We start from the raw sequence: 18,622 nt of genomic DNA, 5'->3' as shown, positions 1-18,622 counted from the left end.
CCGATCAGAGTGTCGATTCGTGCGCGCGAACTGGTACTACTGGGCCATGGCGCTTTCCACCGCACTCCTGCGGTCGGCTCCCGGCACCGACGTCTCCGACACTGACGCCGCCGGCCCCGCGGAGTGGTCACGACGTCGCAGGATCGGCGTCGCGGTGGCGGTCCTGATCGTCGCCCAGCTCGCACTCCGGACCTGGGTGGCCGCCCGCGGCGACTTCTACTGGGACGACCTCGTCCTCATCGGTCGGGCGGGTTCCGACCCCATCGGGTCATGGGCGTTCCTCGGGCACAATCACGACGGCCATTTCATGCCGGCGGCGTTCGCGGTCGCCGGCATCGCCACCGTCCTCGCACCGCTGAGCTGGCCGGTGGCCGCAGCGACACTGCTCGTCGGCCAACTCATCGCCTCGCTGGCTGTTGCGCGGATGCTGCTCGTGGTCGCGGGAGCGAGAGTCGCGACGGTGGCGGCGTTGGCGTTCTACCTGTTCACCCCGCTGACCGTGCCGTCCTTCGCATGGTGGGCGTCGGGGCTGAACACACTGCCGCTGCAGGCGGCCATGGCGTGGGTCGTGGCCGACGCGGTCCTCCTGTGTCGCGGTCCGCTCGACGATGCCCACCCGGTGACCCGCCCGCGCACCATCGTCATCCGCTCCGCGATCATCTGCGCCGTCGCGTTGGCCTTCTTCGAGAAGTCGGCGCTGATCCTGCCGATCGCGTTCGCCGCGGCGATCCTCTGCGTCCGACTCACCCAGCTCGCCCGCCGGCCCGACGAGCCCACGTGCGCTCTGCCCGTGGTGCTCCGCCGCGGTAGAGCGCTGTGGTGTGCGTTGCTCGGGGTGACGGCGGTGTGGGCCGTCGTCTTCGGGGTCGTGGCCCGACCGGGAGCGGGCGAACACTCCCTCGGGCAGGCGGCCCGACTGACGTGGCGCGCCATCGACAGCGGCGTCGTGCCCGGGATCGTGGGTGGGCCGTGGAACTGGGATCGGTGGATCCCCAGTCCGCCGTTCGCGGTTGCCGCGGCCGGATGGATGATCCTCGGCTGGATCGTCGCCGTCGGACTCATCGGTGCGGCGCTGTGGGCGCGGCGCGGCGCGGGCGCCGTCGTCGTGGTGGCGGTCGGATACGTGGTGCTCGCGCAGGCCCTGGTCAGCTGGAACCGCAGCAGCGCCGACACCGCCCTCGAGCTCTCACAGACCCTCCGCTACCTCCCCGACGCCGCGGTGGTCCTCGCGCTCGCGGCCGCGCTCGTCATCTCGGCGCCCGTGCGCGACCGGGAGCGCACTCGAGCCCTGTTCGACCGGCGCCCGGTGCGGGTCGGGGTCGCGACCGCCATGGTCGCGGTGACCGTGAGCGCGGTGGTCTCCACGGTCGCGTTCACCGATCGCTGGCACGAGGGGCCGACGGCGTCGTACCTGGCCAATGCGCGCTCTGCGCTGGCCGCGAACGCCGACACCCCGATGTTCGACCAGGCGGTGCCACTGGAGGTGTTGCTCCCGGTGGCCTACCCGAACAACCTGATCAGCCGGGTCTTCGCGCGGCTGCCGGACCGTCCGCAGTTCGGCGACTGGACCGACCGTCTGCAGGTGCTCAGCCCCACGGGCACCATGACGCCCGGCGCGGTGACCCGCACCCGGTCATTCGCGGGTGGCTCGGGTGCGTGCGACCGCCCGGAGATCACCGCGCGCACCGCCCTGCCGCTCGACGGCCCGCTCATCGGTTGGCGGTGGACGGTGCAGATCCCGTACTGCGCGACGTCCGACGGCACCGTCGAGATCAGCGTCGGCACCGGGGCGCCGGTCACCGCCCCCGTGCGCGCCGGCCTGCACCCGCTCTGGGTCCAGGCGTCGGGCACGGGCACCGACATCGTCGTCCGACCGCTGACCGCCGGGCTCGCGCTGCACGTCGCGGCCGGCCAGGTGGGCCAGGTGTTCGACCCCGCCTTGTTCTGAGCCCGCGTTGTTGTTCTGAGCCCGTCTTGTTCGGACCCCCGGCGGCCGGGCGTCAGGCCTCGGCGGGGACGGTCACGACCTCGATGCCGGTGATCTCGTTCGCGCTCAGCGCGGCGGTGGTCGCCGCCGCCGCGTCCTTCTCGGCGAACACCCAGCGCACGGGAGTCGATCCGGCCGCGGCCTTCTGCGCTCGCGCCTGGGTCAGCAGCTGTCGGTAGCCGGGCCACGTCGATTCGAGCGCTCCACCGGAGTCCAGGTGCTCGGAGTAGCCCGGTCCCCGTGTCACCAGCAGCACCCCGTCGTCGGCGCGGCCGTCGAACGCCTGATCACCGACCTCGTACACGACGGTCGAGGATAGGCCGGTGATCTGGGTCCCGTACCGGGCCGCCGCGGCGTCGGTCTTGACCCCGGCCCGGCGGAATGTCCCGGTGGCCGGCGCGGTCGACATCGCGCGCCCGGCGCTCACCCGGCCGGTGATCGTCGCGGGCGGGGTCTCGGCGAACACTGTCGCGGCGAACTTCCCGCGGACTGCGAACGGGCCGTTCGGACGTGGCAGCGCGGTCACCGAACAGCGGAACCGCGCGGTGCCGGTGCGCCCGAGGGTGACGGTCCGGACGCATGGTCGCCCGACCGCCCGCCCGCGCGACTCGAAACCGACTGTCGCGGTCGCGACGATGGTCAGTGACCCGATCGGGTCGCTGGTGGTCGCCACGATCGAGACGTCGGCGTCGCAGGTGGGTGGTGTGCAGGCGCCGGGGGCCGGACGTGCGGTGCTGCGAGACAAAGACAACGTGGTCCCCGGCGCGATCGACCGGGCGAGCTCACCCGATTGCGCCGAGAGGTCGCGGTAGAGCGCATCCGCGGCCGTCGCGTCGCGGGCGGTGACGCGGACATCGGCGACGACCGGCGTCTGCGTCGTCCCGTCGGCCACGACACCGATCCGACCGCGGACCGCGACCAGTGCGGTTCCCGCGTCGTCGGTGGTGACGGTGGCCTCGCCGCTGACCAGGGTGGTGGCCGACGTCCGACGCACCGCCGGGTCGGTGAGCGCGGTCGATCGGGCGTCCGGGGTGGCCTCGGTGCCGACCGGTGCGCCGCGCTGGTCACCGCTCACCGCGGCGGCGAGTCGTGCGGGGGTCAGCAGGGTGGCGAGATCGGGGAAGCGGGTGAGGTCCAGATGCGCCCAGTCCGTCGATCTCGGGACCGACGTGACAGTGTCGCCGAGCACCCCGCGCCAGAACTTCTCGCCGCCGCGGGCGATGGCCGACGACCCCACCTGGCGGTAATCGGCTGTCGTGTCGTCGACGCGGATCGTGCCCGCGGCGTCTCCGGCGGCCGAGACGGCCAACCCGTCGAGACCGATCCGCAGTTCTCCGGCGGTCACGGTCCCGCTGTAGGAGACCGCGTTCGCCACCGCGAACGGCCCCGTCGCCCGATCCAGCGCTCGGGTGGCGACGAATGCCTCGCCGGCCTCGGCCGATCCCGAGGTGCGATTCGGCAGCACGATGACGACGACGACCACGACCAGCGCGACGACAGCGGCGGCGGTGAACGCGACCGGCCTGACGTACCTGTGGTCGATGGTCCTCATGTGCTCCTGCCCCCGCGACGGGTCCACCGGAACCCCGACCGGCGGATCGCGGCAAATCGTACCCGGGGAGAACGACGCGCGGAGCGCGCAGGTCGGTGTCCGAGGACCGGAGTAACGTCGAACACCGATGAAAACCCCCACCTCCGCGGACCAGACCGCGCTGCCGATCGCCCACCGTCCCGGCTCGTCCGGTGATGCCGGGAGCGAGCAGATCAGCGCCCGCGCCCAGGAACTGCTCGACGGGCTGAACCCACCGCAGCGCCGAGCGGTCATGCACACCGGCGGTCCGTTGCTGATCGTCGCGGGCGCCGGTTCCGGCAAGACCGCCGTGCTGACCCGTCGGATCGCCTACTTGCTGGCGCAGCGCGATGTCTCGCCCGGCGAGGTGCTCGCCATCACGTTCACCAACAAGGCCGCCGCCGAGATGCGCGAACGCGTCATCGACCTGGTGGGGCCACGCGCGAACCGGATGTGGGTGTCGACGTTCCACTCGACCTGTGTGCGCATCCTGCGCGCTCAGGCCGGCCTCATCGCCAGTCGCAACTCGAACTTCTCCATCTACGACGCCGACGACTCGAAACGCCTGCTGGCCATGATCGTCCGGGATCTCGACCTCGACCCGAAGAAGTTCAGCCCCCGCGGCGCGGGTATCCACATCTCGAACCTGAAGAACGAGCTGATCACCCCCGAGGTGGCGATGGCCCAGGCGTCCGAGGCCGACGACGACACCTCGACCACGCTCGCCGACATCTACACCCAGTACCAGCGTCGTCTCGGTGCGGCCAACGCCTTCGACTTCGACGACCTCATCGGCGAGACCGTGGCGCTGTTGCAGGCCCATCCCGAGATCGCGGAGTACTACCGTCGCCGGTTCCGCCACGTCCTGGTCGACGAGTACCAGGACACGAACCACGCCCAGTACGTCCTCGTGCGCGAGCTGGTGGGCACCGGCGAGGGCGGCGTCAGCCCGTCGGAGCTGTGCGTCGTCGGTGACGCCGACCAGTCGATCTACGCGTTCCGTGGCGCAACCATCCGCAACATCGAGGAGTTCGAGCGCGACTTCCCGAACACCGAAACCGTACTGCTGGAACAGAACTACCGGTCCACCCAGACGATCCTGTCGGCGGCGAACGCGGTCATCTCCCGCAACACAAACCGACGCGAGAAGAAGCTGTGGACCGACGCCGGCGACGGTGAGCTCATCGTCGGATACGTCGCCGACAACGAGCACGAGGAGGCGTCGTTCATCGCCGGGGAGATCGATTCCCTCAGCGACACCGGCGAGTTCAACTATTCCGACGTCGCCGTGTTCTATCGGACCAACACCGGATCACGATCCCTCGAGGAGATCTTCATCCGGCTCGGCATCGCCTACAAGGTGGTCGGCGGTGTGCGCTTCTACGAGCGCAAGGAGGTCCGCGACATCGTCGCGTACCTGCGCGTGGTCGCCAACCCGGACGACACGGTGAGCCTAAGACGCATCCTGAACACGCCGCGGCGAGGTATCGGAGACCGCGCACAGGCCTGTGTCGCAGTGCATTCGGAGAATTCCGGCCTCAGCTTCTACGAGTCGCTCCTCGACGCCGCGGCGGGCAAGGTGCCGCTGCTGCAGACGCGGGCCAACAAGCAGATCGCCGGGTTCATCGACCTCATCGAGAACCTGCGCGCGGACTTCCTCACCGTCTTCGGCGCCTCGGACGGCCCCGATTCCGACGTCGCCTCCGTCGACGCCGGAAACGAGGCGGCCGACATCGGCGAGCTGGTCGAGGCCATCGCGCATCGGTCGGGTTACCGCGACGAACTCGAGGGATCGAGCGACCCGCAGGACGGCGCGCGGCTGGACAACGTCAACGAGTTGATCTCGGTGGCACGGGAATTCAGCGCCGACGCTGCAGGAATTCCGGACGAGGACCGACCCGATCCCGAGGACGGCCTGCCCGAACCGGGGTCGCTCGCGGCGTTCCTCGAGCGGGTGTCGCTCGTCGCCGACGCCGATCAGGTCCCCGACAGCACCGCCGGTCTGGTGACCATGATGACGCTGCACACCGCGAAGGGACTCGAGTTCCCGGTCGTGTTCGTCACCGGCTGGGAGGACGGCCAGTTCCCGCATCTGCGGTCTCTGGGGGATCCACAGGAGCTCAGCGAGGAACGACGACTCGCCTACGTGGGCATCACGCGCGCACGCAAGCGGCTGTACCTCACTCGGTCGATGGTCCGCTCGGCGTGGGGACAGCCGGTGTCGAACCCGGAATCGCGTTTCCTGCAGGAGATCCCACAGCACCTCATCGACTGGCGGCGCACCGAGCCGCGTCGCCGCGAGCGGTCGTTCGGCAGTTCGGGTGGATTCTTCGGCGCCGGTTCGTACCGGTCGGACGACGGTGGTGGCGAGTCGCAGCGCGGGCGCAGCTCGTACTCGGCCAGCCCCACCCGCGGACGCAACAATCAGGTGTCGGTGGCGGTGGGGGATCGGGTCAACCACGCCAAGTACGGGATGGGCAAGGTGGTGGCGAAGGAGGGGTCCGGCGCGACCGAGCGCGTGACGTTCGACTTCGGCAGTGGCGGACGGATCACCCTGATGTCGCTGGGCGGCCTGCCGATCGAGAAGCTCTAGCGCGGGAAGGCGGTCAGCCGGTGTAGGCGGAGAGCCGCACGCCGTGCTCGGCGAACCACGGCATCGGGTCGATCTTGGTCGTCCCGTTCTTCCAGACCTCGACGTGCACGTGCGGTCCGGTGGAGAACCCCTCGTTCCCCACCAGGCCGATCGGATCGCCTGCGGTGACCTTCTGGCCCTTGCTGACGAGCACGCCGCTCGAGGCCATGTGGCCGTACATCGTGATGGTGCCGTCGGCGGCGCGGATCTGGATCCAGTTGCCGAAGCCGGACGCGGGGCCCGCCTCGACGACCTCGCCGTCGGTCGCAGCGTGGATCGGGGTGCCCAGGGGAGCGGCAAAGTCGATGCCGCCGTGGAACGTGCCCCAACGGCTGCAGAAGCAGGAGGTGAACTGATAAGCGCCCATGTTCACCGGGGAGGCGAACAGCGGCTTGCGTGACGCGGCGTCGGCGGCCGCGGCGTCGCGGGCCAGCTTGTCTCCGGCCTGCAGCTGGTCGGTGAAGTTGCGCATGTCTGCCGGGGGAGCGGACTCGACGACTCCGGCGTCGCCGGCCGAGGGCGCGACCGGACCGACCGCGGCAGCGGGGCTGACGGCGTCGGTGGCGGGCTCGGCGGCCTGATTGGTGTCGGTGGCCGACCCGGACTGCAACTGGCCCGTGGCGGCGACCACAGCGGCGCCTGCGGCGACGGCCAGAAGTGCGGCGCGTCCCTTGAGGGCGTGCGGCGGAGCGGCGATGCGGTGACGACCGCCGGACTTGCGAGGTGCGCGTGACGGTCCGGGGACCAGGTCGAAGTCGTCGAACTCGGCGCCGCGAACTGCGAAGGGGTGTTCGTGCGCGGTCTCGTCGAACTCGTGCTCGGCGATGAGGATGTCCTGCGTGACCTCGGCAGGCAACGGGGCGCGGCGAGGGGTGCTGCGCGTGGGGGTCGGATCGTGCGGTGCATCGACGGGCGCGTCGTTCCACTCGGCGAAATCCCAGTCGATGGGAATGATCGAGGTGATCTCCGCTGCGTCGAACGCGGCCGGGGCCGCGCTCGAATTCCCGCGTACTGCCAAGAGATGCACCTTCCGATTCGACTCACGTCACGGCCGTGTTCATGCGCCTGACGTGGGCTGGTGGTGGAAATCGCCACCGGCTACATGCAGAGCCCGTCGATCAACGATCCGCTGCGTGTGATGTAGCCGTGACCGACTGCCCTGGCGACGGTAACGAAATGATTGCAGCGTGTGCAACCGCGCGCGAACATCAATGTGGCATTGTGAGCTGGATCACAGACAAAACGGTCAGTGGTTCCCATCCCAGAACGAACACTCGGGCGGTCTCCGCGTGCAGGCCGTCAGTGATCTGGGGCACATGCACCGGGTGTGCTTTCGGTGGCCGTTGTGACCAGCGTTAAAGTCCGATGTGGCCCGTGCGAGAAACATACGACACCGCGGGCAAACCTACGAGATGGTGAGCTGAATGGATCTCTTCGAATACCAGGCGAAGGAACTCTTCGCCAAGCACGAAGTTCCCACATCGGCCGGCCGTGTTACCGACACGGTTGCCGGGGCAACACAGATCGCCGAGGAAATCGGCAAGCCGGTGATGGTCAAGGCTCAGGTCAAGGTCGGCGGCCGCGGCAAGGCCGGCGGCGTCAAGTACTCCAAGGACGTCGCGGAGGCCACCGCCAACGCCGAGTCGATCCTCGGACTCGACATCAAGGGCCACGTCGTCAAGAAGCTTCTCGTCGCCGAGGCCAGCGACATCGCGGAGGAGTACTACATCTCCTTCCTGCTCGACCGCACCAACCGCACCTACCTCGCCATGTGCTCGGTCGAGGGTGGCGTCGAGATCGAGGTGACCGCCGAGGAGAACCCGGACGCGCTCGCCCGCATCCCCGTCGACGCCGTCAAGGGTGTCGACCTCGCCTTCGCGCGCGAGATCGCCGAGGCAGGCAAGCTGCCCGCCGAGGTCCTCGACGCCGCGGCCAACACCATCCAGAAGCTGTGGGAGGTCTTCATCAACGAAGACGCCCTCCTCGTCGAGGTGAACCCGCTGGTTCGTACCCCCGACGACCAGATCCTCGCGCTCGACGGCAAGGTCACCCTCGACGCGAACGCCGACTTCCGCCAGGAGGGTCACGCCGAGTTCGAGGACAAGGACGCGACCGATCCCCTGGAGCAGAAGGCCAAGGAGAACGACCTCAACTACGTCAAGCTCGACGGACAGGTCGGCATCATCGGCAACGGCGCCGGGCTGGTCATGTCGACCCTCGACGTCGTCGCGTACGCCGGCGAGAAGCACGGCGGCGTCAAGCCCGCCAACTTCCTCGACATCGGTGGCGGCGCGTCGGCCGAGGTCATGGCCGCCGGTCTCGACGTCATCCTGGGCGACGAGCAGGTCAAGAGTGTCTTCGTCAACGTCTTCGGTGGCATCACCTCGTGTGACGCGGTCGCCAACGGCATCGTCGGCGCGCTGAAGAAGCTCGGCGACGATGCGAACAAGCCCCTCGTGGTGCGACTCGACGGCAACAAGGTCGACGAAGGCCGCGCGATCCTCGCCGACGCCAACCACCCGCTGGTGACGCTCGCCGAGACCATGGACTCCGGCGCCGACAAGGCCGCCGAACTGGCGAGCAAGTAGGAGCTGAACGCATGTCGATTTTTCTGAACAAGGACTCCAAGGTCATCGTCCAGGGCATCACCGGCGGCGAGGGCACCAAGCACACCGCGCTGATGCTCAAGGCCGGTACCCAGGTCGTCGGTGGCGTCAACGCCCGTAAGGCAGGCACCACGGTCAGCCATGACGGCGGCGTCGAGCTGCCGGTCTTCGAGACCGTCTCCGAGGCCATCGAGAAGACCGGCGCGGATGTCTCCATCGCGTTCGTGCCGCCGAAGTTCGCCAAGGACGCCATCATCGAGGCGATCGACGCGGAGATCCCGCTGCTGGTCGTCATCACCGAGGGCATCCCGGTGCAGGACAGCGCGTACGCCTGGGCCTACAACAAGTCCAAGGGCGAGAAGACCCGGATCATCGGGCCCAACTGCCCCGGCATCATCACCCCCGGCGAGTCGCTGGTGGGCATCACGCCCGCCAACATCGCGGGCAAGGGTGAGATCGGTCTGGTCTCGAAGTCGGGCACCCTGACCTACCAGATGATGTACGAGCTGCGCGACATCGGCTTCTCGACCGCCATCGGCATCGGCGGTGACCCGGTCATCGGGACCACCCACATCGACGCCATCGAGGCGTTCGAGAAGGATCCCGACACCAAGGTCATCGTGATGATCGGCGAGATCGGTGGCGACGCCGAGGAGCGTGCCGCAGACTACATCAAGGCCAACGTCACCAAGCCCGTCGTCGGCTACGTCGCGGGCTTCACCGCGCCGGAGGGCAAGACCATGGGCCACGCCGGCGCGATCGTGTCCGGCAGCTCGGGTACCGCCCAGGCCAAGAAGGACGCGCTCGAGGCCGCAGGCGTCAAGGTCGGCAAGACGCCGTCCGAGACCGCCGACCTCGCTCGCGAGATCTACAAGGGCCTGTAAGCCCACAGTTCTCCCGCAACGGCCCCGCCTTCTGGCGGGGCCGTTGTCGTCGGTATCCCTCAGCGCGCGGCGAGTATCTGCTCGCGCAGGATCTCGGCGTGCCCGCAGTGCTGGGCCAGCTCCCGCAGCAGATGCAGATAAGTCGTCCACAGCGGATGCGGTGTCCGCACGCGCACCTTGGTGTCGAGGTCCAATGTGGCTGCCACCCGGCGTGATTCGTCGCAGGCCTGCCGGTGCGCGGCCTGGATCGAGGCGATGGTGTCCTCGGGCGCGAGCACCCAGGAGTCCTCGACCGACTCCGGCAACCCGATCTCCTCCCGGGAGCGTCCGCTGATGTCCTGGTCGAACCACACCCGCTCGGCAAAGGTGATGTGGCGGACGAGCCCGAGCAGCGTGGTCGCCGACGGCACCAGGGACCGGCGAACCTATCAGAGCCAACGGAAATCGTCCGACTGGAGCGTCGCCGAGGGCAATATGCCCTCGAACCCTCTCCAGTCGGACGATGTCCGTCGCGAACGGCCTAGCGCGGCGCCTGGTGCTTCGGCAGATGCATCGACTCGCGCATCTCGTACTCGCGCTCCTCCTCGGCGAACCCTCCACCGAGACCGTTGCCGTTGAACAGTGGGTCGCCGGAGAACGACGTCTCCATGTCCTCGACCGTGTAGTGGTAGTCGGGACGGTTGCCCGACGCGGACGCCCCGGTTCCGACCAGCTGTCGTTGATCGCCTCTCTCCGAGGGCGTTCCGTCGGCGGCGTCGGTTCCGCGGTCGGAATCGGCGTCGTCGGCCTCTTCGATGGGATTGGCGTCGGAGTCGAGACCATGCGCGGTGAGGATGCGCTCGCGATCGGCCATCCCCTTGCGCATCATCGCGCCCTGGGCGGCGGCCATCATCGTGGTCTTGCCCGCGAGGATGCGGTCGAACTCCTTGCTCTCGCGCCACCGCTTGCCCACGATCATCGTGACGATGCCCAGCAGGGCGTACCCACCCATCAGCAGGAACGGCTGCCAGTACGGTTCGCCGACGCCGTAGAGGACTCGCTTGATCATCTCGGTGATGCCGTGGCCGACCACAAGGGGATTCAGGTCACCGAAGATGCGCGGGACCATCCATGTCGGGTACGCCGCGCCCGAGGACGGGATCGACAGGAACACGAACATCAACAAGGCGATCGCGGTCACGAACCGTCCGAAGAAGTACGAGAGGCCGTTCACGGCGAGTCCGATCGCGAGGACCCACAGGAACGAGAGTCCGATCATCGCCGGCAGGTGCTCGGCGGGATAGACGCCGATGACCGGGCTCGCCAACACGTTGGTGAGCACCGCGGCGACGAGAGCGCCGCCTGCCAGGATGGCGACGCGGGTCTTGTGGCTGAGCGGAGCGCCCATCATGCCGATGAACATGGCCACCATGTATCCGCCGATGCACCACGACAGCATGAGGTACATCGCGCCCATCCCGTAGGAATCGTTCTTCGGTAGCGGCGCGATGTCGTTGATCTGCACCGCCGTACCGCTCTGCGCAAAGGTCTGGGTGAAGGCGCTCTTCATCAACGACGCCGCCTGGAACTGGTGCGCGCTCGCGATGGTGACCACCGGCTTGCCGCCCGCCTGAGAGGGGAGGGAGAGCGATGCGGCGGCGCTACCGTCGCGCACGGCCTCGGTGGCCTCGTCGGCGGTCTGGTAGAGCCGGAAGTCGAACATCCCCGGTGACGCCTTCGAGAACTGATCGGTGAACGTCGAGGCCGCCGGGGAGTTGACCACCGCGACCGGGGCGTCGTGGATCTGCGGGGAGTGGAAAGCGCCCAGGTAGCAGAAGCAGAAGGCGATCATGAAGAACACCGGCAGCCAGAGCTGCAGGCCGATCATCTGCAACGCGGGTGGCATCGAGCTGTATTTCTTGCGCCACCATCCTGTGAATGTCTTCATCACACGTCCCCTCGAGAAATCGTTGTCGACCGATTAGATGTATAGCACAACTATCATCAGGCGGTGTCGATTCCCGTCAGGTCGAAATTGGTGATGATCTGCTGGTCAAGGCAGTGTGACGGTGTCCCAGAATGCGCATTGATGGTCGGCGGCCTGATCGACGAGGCGCATCCCCGACGACGTGAACCCGAGCACGGGAGCACGGTCGGGTGTCGTTGCCGGCCACACCGGGGCGCCGGCGGCCGACGGTGTCCCGGTGTGGGCGAATGACGACCAGTACCCGATCATCTGCTTCGACAGCTCCGCCTGTGGCCCGCTCGGCACGAGGTCCCGTCCCTGCAGGTCGAAGACGTAGGGGAGGTCGTTCGCGTGAAACGCCGCCTTCGGGACCTGAGGTGACGACCCGCCGCTCACATTCGGCCCCGTGTCGTCGGAGAACTCGTAGCTGTAGACCTTGGTGTGTTCGGCGTACTGGCGAGCCGATCGCACCGTCGGACATGCCCATCCGGCATCGGTGAACGTTCTGGCCAGCGCAGCACCGGCCGACGCGTATCGCGACAGGGGATACCGTTGCGCCACGTCGCCTGCGCGCTCGCCGTAGGCGGCCCGGAGGTCGCCGTCGTACCCCTGCGCGGTGAACGCGCTCGGGTTCACCGCCAACGCGCCCGCCACAAAGGCGGAGTTCTCATCCCGGTTCCCGCCGGAGATCATCGGGATGCGAAGGGTCGCACCGGTGGCGACCGCCTCGCGCGGATCCCGTGGGAGCAGGGGAGTCCCGTAGGCGAGAGTGTTGCTGAAGTTCTCGTTCTGCGTGAGAAGGGCCGACGGCGGCAGTCGACGCAGGCACTCTGCCGCGGCGTCGCCGTCACATCGGAGTGCGCGTGCCGCGTCGGAGCCGGTCGACGTCGCCTGTGCGACAGACGCGTAGGGGCGCTGCGCGGGTACGCCCGGATAGAGCGCATTGGTGGGGAACACCAGGGCACACGATCCCGACGACACGATCGCCTTGTCGATCAACCCGCGTGCGGCGGGCGAGGTGAGCGCGGCACACGTGGACATCGCCCCCGCGGACTGGCCGAACACCGTGACGTTGTCGGGATCTCCGCCGAACGCGGCTGCGTTTCGCTGCACCCAGCGCAACGACTCGAGTTGATCGGCGAAGCCGAAATTTCCTCCGCCGTCGAGACCCGGCAGGGCGAGGTAACCGAAGATGCCGAGACGGTAGTTCACCGTCACGACCATCACGTTGCCGGCGTCGGCGAGACGCTGCGGGTCGTATTCGGCGCCGGAGTCGGTGGTGTATCCACCCCCGTGCCACCAGACCATCACCGGAAGCCGCGCCTCCGGGGCTGCTGTGCGAGGAGTTGTCACGTTGACGAACAGGCAGTCCTCGCTCGGTGCGGGGGCCGACGCGCCGGGTGTGGGCGTCTGTTCGCACTGTGCGCCGGGGGCTGACGCGTCGACGTCGCTGTTCGGGTCGTCGACCGCCTGCGGCAACGTCCACCGTTTGTCGCCTGTGGGGGCCGCGGCATAACGGATCCCCAGGAACTGTCGGGTGTTCGGTCCGGCCTTGCCGTGCAGCACGCCGCTGGTGGTCGAGACGGTCAGCGGCGCGTCCACCGGTGCGGAGTCGTCCCGCGTGGCGGTACAGCCCGCGGTTGCGAGCAACGCGAGGACGGCGAAGGCGCAGAGAGTTCTCTTCATTGTTGCTCCGATCGGGTTGCGGCGCCGAACAAGTCGTCGATCTCACGGGCGAGGATGCCGGCGTCGGAGCCGGCGGCGATCCGGCCGATGGTGGCGTCGAGGGTGGCGCGCAGCGCGGTCGCCATGATTTCGGTGTCGAAAGCTCGGAACTCGCCGGATTCCTGGCCGCGCAGGAAGACCGCGGTCAGTTTCGCCAGTTCGGTGGTGTGTTCGGCGCGGGCATCACGGGTCGAGGCGTCGGCGTCGCCGGAGCGGAAGATCGACGACAACGCCGTCATCTCGCGGATGTGGGCGTCGTAGAAACCGATGCTGCCGACGATCATCGCGCTGATCGCCTCGGCCGCGGTGGTCGATGCCTCGACCGGCTGCTCGACCATGTCTCGGCCCAGCGAGTAGATGTGCGCGACCACGGCGTCGAGCAACGCCCGCCGATCGGCGAAGTGGTAGTTGATGACGCCGCGACTCACCCCGGCGCGCGCCGCGATCGCGACGAACGTGGCGCGCGCCACCCCGTCCTCGGCGATCACCGCGATGGTCGCGTCGATCAGCTGTTGTCGGCGCTTTTCCCGGATGAAGGTGTCGCCCTGGTCGGACGCCGCTGACGTCGGCATGGCAGCTAATTTAGCATCAGTGTCAGAAATATAGCAGGTGTGTCAGACGGTCATCTGGCGGAACCGGGCCCCGTCAGGACGCGAGCGAGCCGCCGAAAATCTGCCACGCCAGCAGTGATTTGGCGACGAGACTGAGAACCAGATAGGTCTTCTCGCCGAAGGCGTAGCTCTTCCACGGGCCGATCTCGCGGTATTGCAGCCACTGGTTCACCGCGAACGTGGAGAAGAAGATCAGCAGCGACACGAAGATCCCGATGACGAAAGACGGAACCCGGCTGCCCGCGCCGACGAAATTGATCACGATGACGATCCACGGCGCGGACCCGGCGACGGTTCCGAACCAGAAGGGCAGCATGGTGGTCTCGGTCCGGCCGGGCGGATTCGCCCGTTCCTGCAGCCATCCGAAGAGGATCATCGCGACATTGGCGCCGATCACGGCCACCACCGAGGAGATGCTGGTGACCCCGAAGTAGAAGCCGATGAGCACGATCATGATCGAGGCGCTCACGGAGTACTCGATCCACCGGAAGCGGTTGATGCCGCGACGTAGATCCGCCTCGTACACCCCGCGGAACACCGATGCCGTCAGCAGGTGATCAGCAGCGGCGAGGAACAGGAACACCGCTATCGCGAGCGAGATGGAGACATCGAACAGATCCGAGGGCCCGGGGGTGGCAGCGCCCGGCGGACCCGTCGGGAACGACGACGTCACCGTGATCGCGAATCCGCCGCCGAGCACGAGGACCACCACGGCCTGCGCCGCATGCAGCACCGTGAGCCCGATGTTCCAGCGCCGCAATCCACTCAGTGCCTCGTCGCTCACCCCGTCGGCGACCTCCGGGGATGGACTGTTCTCACGCGTGTTCGACATGAGCGTGACGCTACCCGGACCGATCTGCGCAGGGCGCCCGTCAGATCCCCAATTCTGATCGCTGCCGTCGCAGCTCCTCCCGGTACTTCTCGACGTTGGCCATCTTGATGCCCTCGTAGCCGCGCACCATGTCGGGGAGTTCGGCGACCGCGACCGCGGCGTCGAGCCGATCGGCGCCCAGCGCTCCCGAGCGCAGAGCCGTGACCAACGCGGCGAGCAGCGCGCGGTACTCGACGATCAGCGCCCGTTCGGTCCGACGGACCTCCGCCCGGCCGAACGGGTCGAGACGCGTTCCGCGCAGACGCTTCATTCGCGCCAACCCCGCCATCCCGGGGGTGACCCACTCGCCCAGGGAGATCTTGTTCTTCATCCCCATCGCCCGCAGCGCCGGCGGGTGCAGGCGGATCGCGACCGACGCGTCGTCACCGAACTGGTCGGCGACCTCGGCGGCGAACCGGTTGTCGGCGGTGAGGCGGGCCACCTCGTATTCGTCCTTGTAGGCCATGAGCTTGAACAGGTACTGCGCGGTCGCCATGGTCAGACCCGTCGAGCCGAGCCGCTTCTCGGCCACGTGCACCGCGGCGACATCGTCGACGTAGCGCGACGCGTACCGCTGATCCTGATAGGCGATGAGCTCGTCGACGCGACGCAGCAGCACCGCCCGCACCTCGCCGTCGAGCGTGCCGAGGGGTGCGATCATCGACTTCGCGATCGCCGACGGCTCGGCGGCCGCGACCGTCGGATGGACGGCCGCGATCGCGTCTTCGACCGCACCGGCGTCGGCGATCACCTGACGACCACGGCGGAACGCCTGTAGGTTCGCTGCCACGGCGACGCCGTTGAGGTCGATGGCGCGCTCGAGCGCGTCGGCCGAGATCGCCAGTGCGCCGGTCTGATACGCCGCACCGACCATGAGCATGTTCGCGTACTGCTCGTCGCCGAACAGGTTGGTCGACAACGCCGCCGGATCCAGGTAGACCGTCCGCTGGGTCGCATGGTCGACGGCGTCGTGGATCTGCTCCTGCGACGGGAAACCGACCGAGGTGTCGACCACCATGGCCCCGGTGGGGATGGCGCTGGTCGACACGACCGCGGTGGTCTTGTCCGGACCGGCCACCTTGAGGTTCACCGGATCGGCGCCCACCAGCGGGTCACACGAGAGATAGAGGTCGCATTGACCGGCCGCGATCTTCGCCGCCTGCTCGACCCCACCGGCGCCCGTCCGAGCCGGCGCCACCTTGACGTCGCTGACCACGGCCCCGCCCTTCTGGGCCAGACCGGTCATGTCGACCGTGCGCGCGTCGTTCCCGTCGAGGACCGCCGCGGTGGCGATCACCTGCGAGACCGTCACGACGCCGGTGCCCCCGATCCCGGTGACGCGCAGGCTGAACCCGTTCGCCGTGCCCCGACGGTGCGCCGGTTCGGCGATGGAGTCGGCGCCGATGTCGGCGACCACGCGGCGGACCTTCGTGCCGGTCCCCGGGGTGACCGTCACGAACGACGGACAATCGCCCTTGAGGCAGGAGAAATCGAGGTTGCACGAACTCTGGTCGATCCGCGTCTTGCGGCCGAACTCGGTGGACACCGGGTGCACCGACAGGCAGTTGGACTTCTCGCCGCAGTCACCGCATCCCTCGCAGATGCGTTCGTTGATCATCACCCGCTGCGTGGGAACGGGATACGCGCCGCGCTTGCGTTTGCGCCGCTTCTCGGCCGCACAGAACTGGTCGTGGACCAGGACGGTGACGCCGGGGACGGCCGCGAGTTCGGTCTGTACGTCGAGGGTGTCGTCCCGGTGGCGCACCGACACCCCGCCGGGCAGGCCCAGCGACCGGGTGCGCACGGGATCGTCGGTGGTCACGACCACCCGGGACACGCCCTCGGCCAACAACAACGATGTCAGGTCGACCAACCCACGACCACCGACGGCGTCCTGGCCGCCCGTCATCGCGACCGTGCCGTTGAACAGCAGCTTGTAGGTGATGTTCTCGCCGGAGGCGACCGCGTACCGCAGTGCGAGAGAGGCCGAGTGCATGAAGGTGCCGTCGCCGACGTTCTGCACGAAGTGCTTCTCGGTGAGAAACGGCGCCATCCCGAGCCACTGCGCGCCCTCGCCGCCCATCTGCGTCACACCGGTCACGTCGCCGACCTGCGCGGGATCCATCAGCAACACCATGGCGTGACAACCGATCCCGGCGCCGACGAGGGTGTCGTCGGCGACCTTGGTGGAACTGTTGTGCGGACAGCCGGAGCAGAAGTACGGGCTGCGCACCGCCAGGGGGAGTTCGATGCGGGTGCGACGGCGGCTCATCCGGTCCAGCCAGTCGGTGGCGGCGGGCACGGCGTGGTGGCGGGCGAGGCGCCCGGCGAGACCACGGGTGACCGCGTCGATGTCGAGTTCACCGAACCGGGAGAACAGCGTCGAGGAGTCCTCGTTCGTCTTGCCGACGATCGCCGGTGCATCGGGTCGGCGGAACAGCATGTCGCGCATCATGGTCTCGATGAAGTCGCGCTTCTCCTCGACGACGATGACCTCGTCGAGTCCGCTCACGAACTCGTCGAGGATCTGACGCTCGAACGGATAGACCATGCCCAGCTTGAGGATCCGGATGCCGAGCGCACCCAGTTCGTCGTCGCCGATTCCGATCAGACGCAGGGCCTCGCGGACGTCGAGGTAGGTTTTGCCCGCGGCGACGATGCCGATGCGGTCGTCGCCGGTCCGGGCGACGATCCGGTTCAACCGGTTGAGTCGTGCATATTCCTCGGCCCGTGGTTTGCGGATGGTGAGCTGGTTCTGCTCCAGCTCCATCAGGTTGGCGCCCAACAGTTTCCCGCTGGGGATGTGCGGGCTGTCCCCGAGGTCGCCGTAGACCGGGACGATCCGGTCGGGGGACACGATCGCGGTCGACGCGCCGTCGGCGACGTGCGCAGAGATCTTCATCGACGTCCACAGGCCCGACACGCGCGACATCATGGCCGCGTGGATGCCCATGTCGAGGATGTCCTGGGAGTCGGCCGGATACAGGATCGGCATGTAGAGATCGGCCAGTGCCATTTCCGACGCGCACGGGACGGTGGAGCTCTTCGCGCCGGGATCGTCGCCGACGAGCGCGACGGCGCCGCCGCGGTGGTGGGTGCCGATGAGGTTGGCGTGGCGCAGGGCATCCGACGCGCGATCCAGACCCGGGGCCTTGCCGTACCAGTAGCCGACGACGCCGTCGCGCATCTGCCCGTCGGCGTCGGCCGCGAGGTGTCCGACGCGCGCGGCCACCTGCGAGCCCATCACCGAGGTCGCGGCGAGTTCCTCGTTGAGCGCGGGCCGATGGGTGATGTCGAACGGTGCGAGGTGTTTCGTGCGCCGGGCGATCTCGAGGTCGTAGCCGGCCAGCGGTGAACCCTCGTAGCCGGAGATGAACGAGGCGGTGCGGAGTCCGCTGCGGCGGTCGAGTCGGGCGCGGTCACGGACCATGCGGACCAGCGCCTGGATGCCGCTGAGGTAGATCGTGCCGTCGTCGCGGGTGTAGCGGTTCTCGAGGGAGAACGTCTGCGGGTCGGACGCTTCGGTGGAGCCGGAGTGGCTGACGTCGTCGTTGCGACGGTCAGAAGTGAGGGTCATAGGGGGTCACCTGGGCCTTCGATATGGATCCGGTCGGTTCCCGGGGGTGGTGGGAGGACCGGAGGGTTGTGTCGGTGACCCAACCGTACCAACCACGTGACGGCGATCACTCGACCCTGCAAGTGTGGTGTGGACAACGTCCGATTTCTGGGCCTACCCTGGCGTCGGTTAATGGCCCTTAACCAAACGACGCGGCGACATAGCCGGACGGGAT

Annotated in this window: 12 protein-coding genes; 4 read left to right on the top strand and 8 right to left on the bottom strand. The window is 68.2% G+C overall.

What is annotated here, in order from left to right; all coding sequences use genetic code 11:
* Positions 1 to 19 precede the first annotated feature (19 nt).
* Positions 20 to 1,948 carry a hypothetical protein gene (locus IEV93_RS16390; RefSeq protein ID WP_229705243.1) on the top strand — a complete coding sequence of 643 codons (1,929 nt, stop codon included), beginning with the start codon at positions 20 to 22 and terminating at the stop codon, positions 1,946 to 1,948.
* A 52-nt stretch (positions 1,949 to 2,000) separates the two neighbouring features.
* Here the strand turns inward: IEV93_RS16390 and IEV93_RS16385 are convergent, their stop codons facing one another.
* On the bottom strand, positions 2,001 to 3,539 hold the full coding sequence (locus IEV93_RS16385; RefSeq protein ID WP_188491025.1) for a hypothetical protein: 1,539 nt from the start codon (positions 3,537 to 3,539) through the stop codon (positions 2,001 to 2,003).
* Positions 3,540 to 3,666: 127 nt separating this feature from the next.
* On the opposite strand from IEV93_RS16385, the gene IEV93_RS16380 reads away from it, so the two are divergent.
* Entirely contained in the window at positions 3,667 to 6,150 is a 2,484-nt protein-coding gene (locus tag IEV93_RS16380) for a UvrD-helicase domain-containing protein (protein WP_188491024.1), read from the top strand.
* Between the two features lie 13 nt (positions 6,151 to 6,163).
* Here IEV93_RS16380 and IEV93_RS16375 read toward each other — a convergent pair whose 3' ends face one another.
* On the bottom strand, positions 6,164 to 7,207 hold the full coding sequence (locus IEV93_RS16375; RefSeq protein WP_229705242.1) for a M23 family metallopeptidase: 1,044 nt from the start codon (positions 7,205 to 7,207) through the stop codon (positions 6,164 to 6,166).
* 406 nt (positions 7,208 to 7,613) lie between these two features.
* Here IEV93_RS16375 and sucC point away from each other — a divergent pair, with 406 nt between their 5' ends.
* Positions 7,614 to 8,777 carry an ADP-forming succinate--CoA ligase subunit beta gene (gene sucC / locus IEV93_RS16370; protein WP_188491023.1) on the top strand — a complete coding sequence of 388 codons (1,164 nt, stop codon included), beginning with the start codon at positions 7,614 to 7,616 and terminating at the stop codon, positions 8,775 to 8,777.
* Positions 8,778 to 8,788: 11 nt separating this feature from the next.
* On the top strand, positions 8,789 to 9,679 hold the full coding sequence (gene sucD / locus IEV93_RS16365; protein ID WP_188491022.1) for a succinate--CoA ligase subunit alpha: 891 nt from the start codon (positions 8,789 to 8,791) through the stop codon (positions 9,677 to 9,679).
* Positions 9,680 to 9,738: 59 nt separating this feature from the next.
* Here sucD and IEV93_RS16360 read toward each other — a convergent pair whose 3' ends face one another.
* From IEV93_RS16360 to IEV93_RS16335, 6 genes are all read right to left on the bottom strand, one after another.
* Positions 9,739 to 10,092 carry a mycothiol transferase gene (locus IEV93_RS16360; protein WP_188491685.1) on the bottom strand — a complete coding sequence of 118 codons (354 nt, stop codon included), beginning with the start codon at positions 10,090 to 10,092 and terminating at the stop codon, positions 9,739 to 9,741.
* A gap of 107 nt (positions 10,093 to 10,199) precedes the next feature.
* The gene (locus IEV93_RS16355) at positions 10,200 to 11,606 is read right to left on the bottom strand and encodes an ABC transporter permease (RefSeq protein WP_188491021.1); all 1,407 of its coding nucleotides are present in this window, start codon (positions 11,604 to 11,606) and stop codon (positions 10,200 to 10,202) included.
* A gap of 105 nt (positions 11,607 to 11,711) precedes the next feature.
* The gene (locus IEV93_RS16350; RefSeq protein WP_188491020.1) at positions 11,712 to 13,310 is read right to left on the bottom strand and encodes a carboxylesterase/lipase family protein; all 1,599 of its coding nucleotides are present in this window, start codon (positions 13,308 to 13,310) and stop codon (positions 11,712 to 11,714) included.
* Positions 13,307 to 13,921, bottom strand: coding sequence for a TetR/AcrR family transcriptional regulator (locus IEV93_RS16345; RefSeq protein ID WP_188491019.1), 615 nt, complete (start codon positions 13,919 to 13,921; stop codon positions 13,307 to 13,309). Before IEV93_RS16345 ends, IEV93_RS16350 begins: the two co-directional genes overlap by 4 nt.
* A gap of 73 nt (positions 13,922 to 13,994) precedes the next feature.
* Complete coding sequence (heR, locus tag IEV93_RS16340; RefSeq protein ID WP_188491018.1) at positions 13,995 to 14,792, bottom strand: heliorhodopsin HeR; 798 nt, start codon at positions 14,790 to 14,792, stop codon at positions 13,995 to 13,997.
* 40 nt (positions 14,793 to 14,832) lie between these two features.
* Entirely contained in the window at positions 14,833 to 18,408 is a 3,576-nt protein-coding gene (locus IEV93_RS16335; protein WP_188491017.1) for an indolepyruvate ferredoxin oxidoreductase family protein, read from the bottom strand.
* Between the last annotated feature and the right edge of the window lie 214 nt (positions 18,409 to 18,622).

The sequence above is a fragment of the Williamsia phyllosphaerae genome (assembly GCF_014635305.1).
Taxonomy (GTDB): Bacteria; Actinomycetota; Actinomycetes; order Mycobacteriales; family Mycobacteriaceae; genus Williamsia_A; species Williamsia_A phyllosphaerae.
This window is presented reverse-complemented; position numbering and strand designations above follow the sequence as displayed.

Excerpts from the sequence above, each read along its gene's own strand:
- IEV93_RS16385 (WP_188491025.1), bottom strand. The coding sequence starts at position 3,539 with ATGAGGACCATCGACCACAGGTACGTCAGGCCGGTCGCGTTCACCGCC.
- IEV93_RS16380 (WP_188491024.1), top strand. The coding sequence starts at position 3,667 with ATGAAAACCCCCACCTCCGCGGACCAGACCGCGCTGCCGATCGCCCAC.
- sucC (WP_188491023.1), top strand. The coding sequence starts at position 7,614 with ATGGATCTCTTCGAATACCAGGCGAAGGAACTCTTCGCCAAGCACGAA.
- sucD (WP_188491022.1), top strand. The coding sequence starts at position 8,789 with ATGTCGATTTTTCTGAACAAGGACTCCAAGGTCATCGTCCAGGGCATC.
- IEV93_RS16355 (WP_188491021.1), bottom strand. The coding sequence starts at position 11,606 with ATGAAGACATTCACAGGATGGTGGCGCAAGAAATACAGCTCGATGCCA.
- IEV93_RS16350 (WP_188491020.1), bottom strand. The coding sequence starts at position 13,310 with ATGAAGAGAACTCTCTGCGCCTTCGCCGTCCTCGCGTTGCTCGCAACC.
- IEV93_RS16345 (WP_188491019.1), bottom strand. The coding sequence starts at position 13,921 with ATGCCGACGTCAGCGGCGTCCGACCAGGGCGACACCTTCATCCGGGAA.
- heR (WP_188491018.1), bottom strand. The coding sequence starts at position 14,792 with ATGTCGAACACGCGTGAGAACAGTCCATCCCCGGAGGTCGCCGACGGG.
- IEV93_RS16335 (WP_188491017.1), bottom strand. The coding sequence starts at position 18,408 with ATGACCCTCACTTCTGACCGTCGCAACGACGACGTCAGCCACTCCGGC.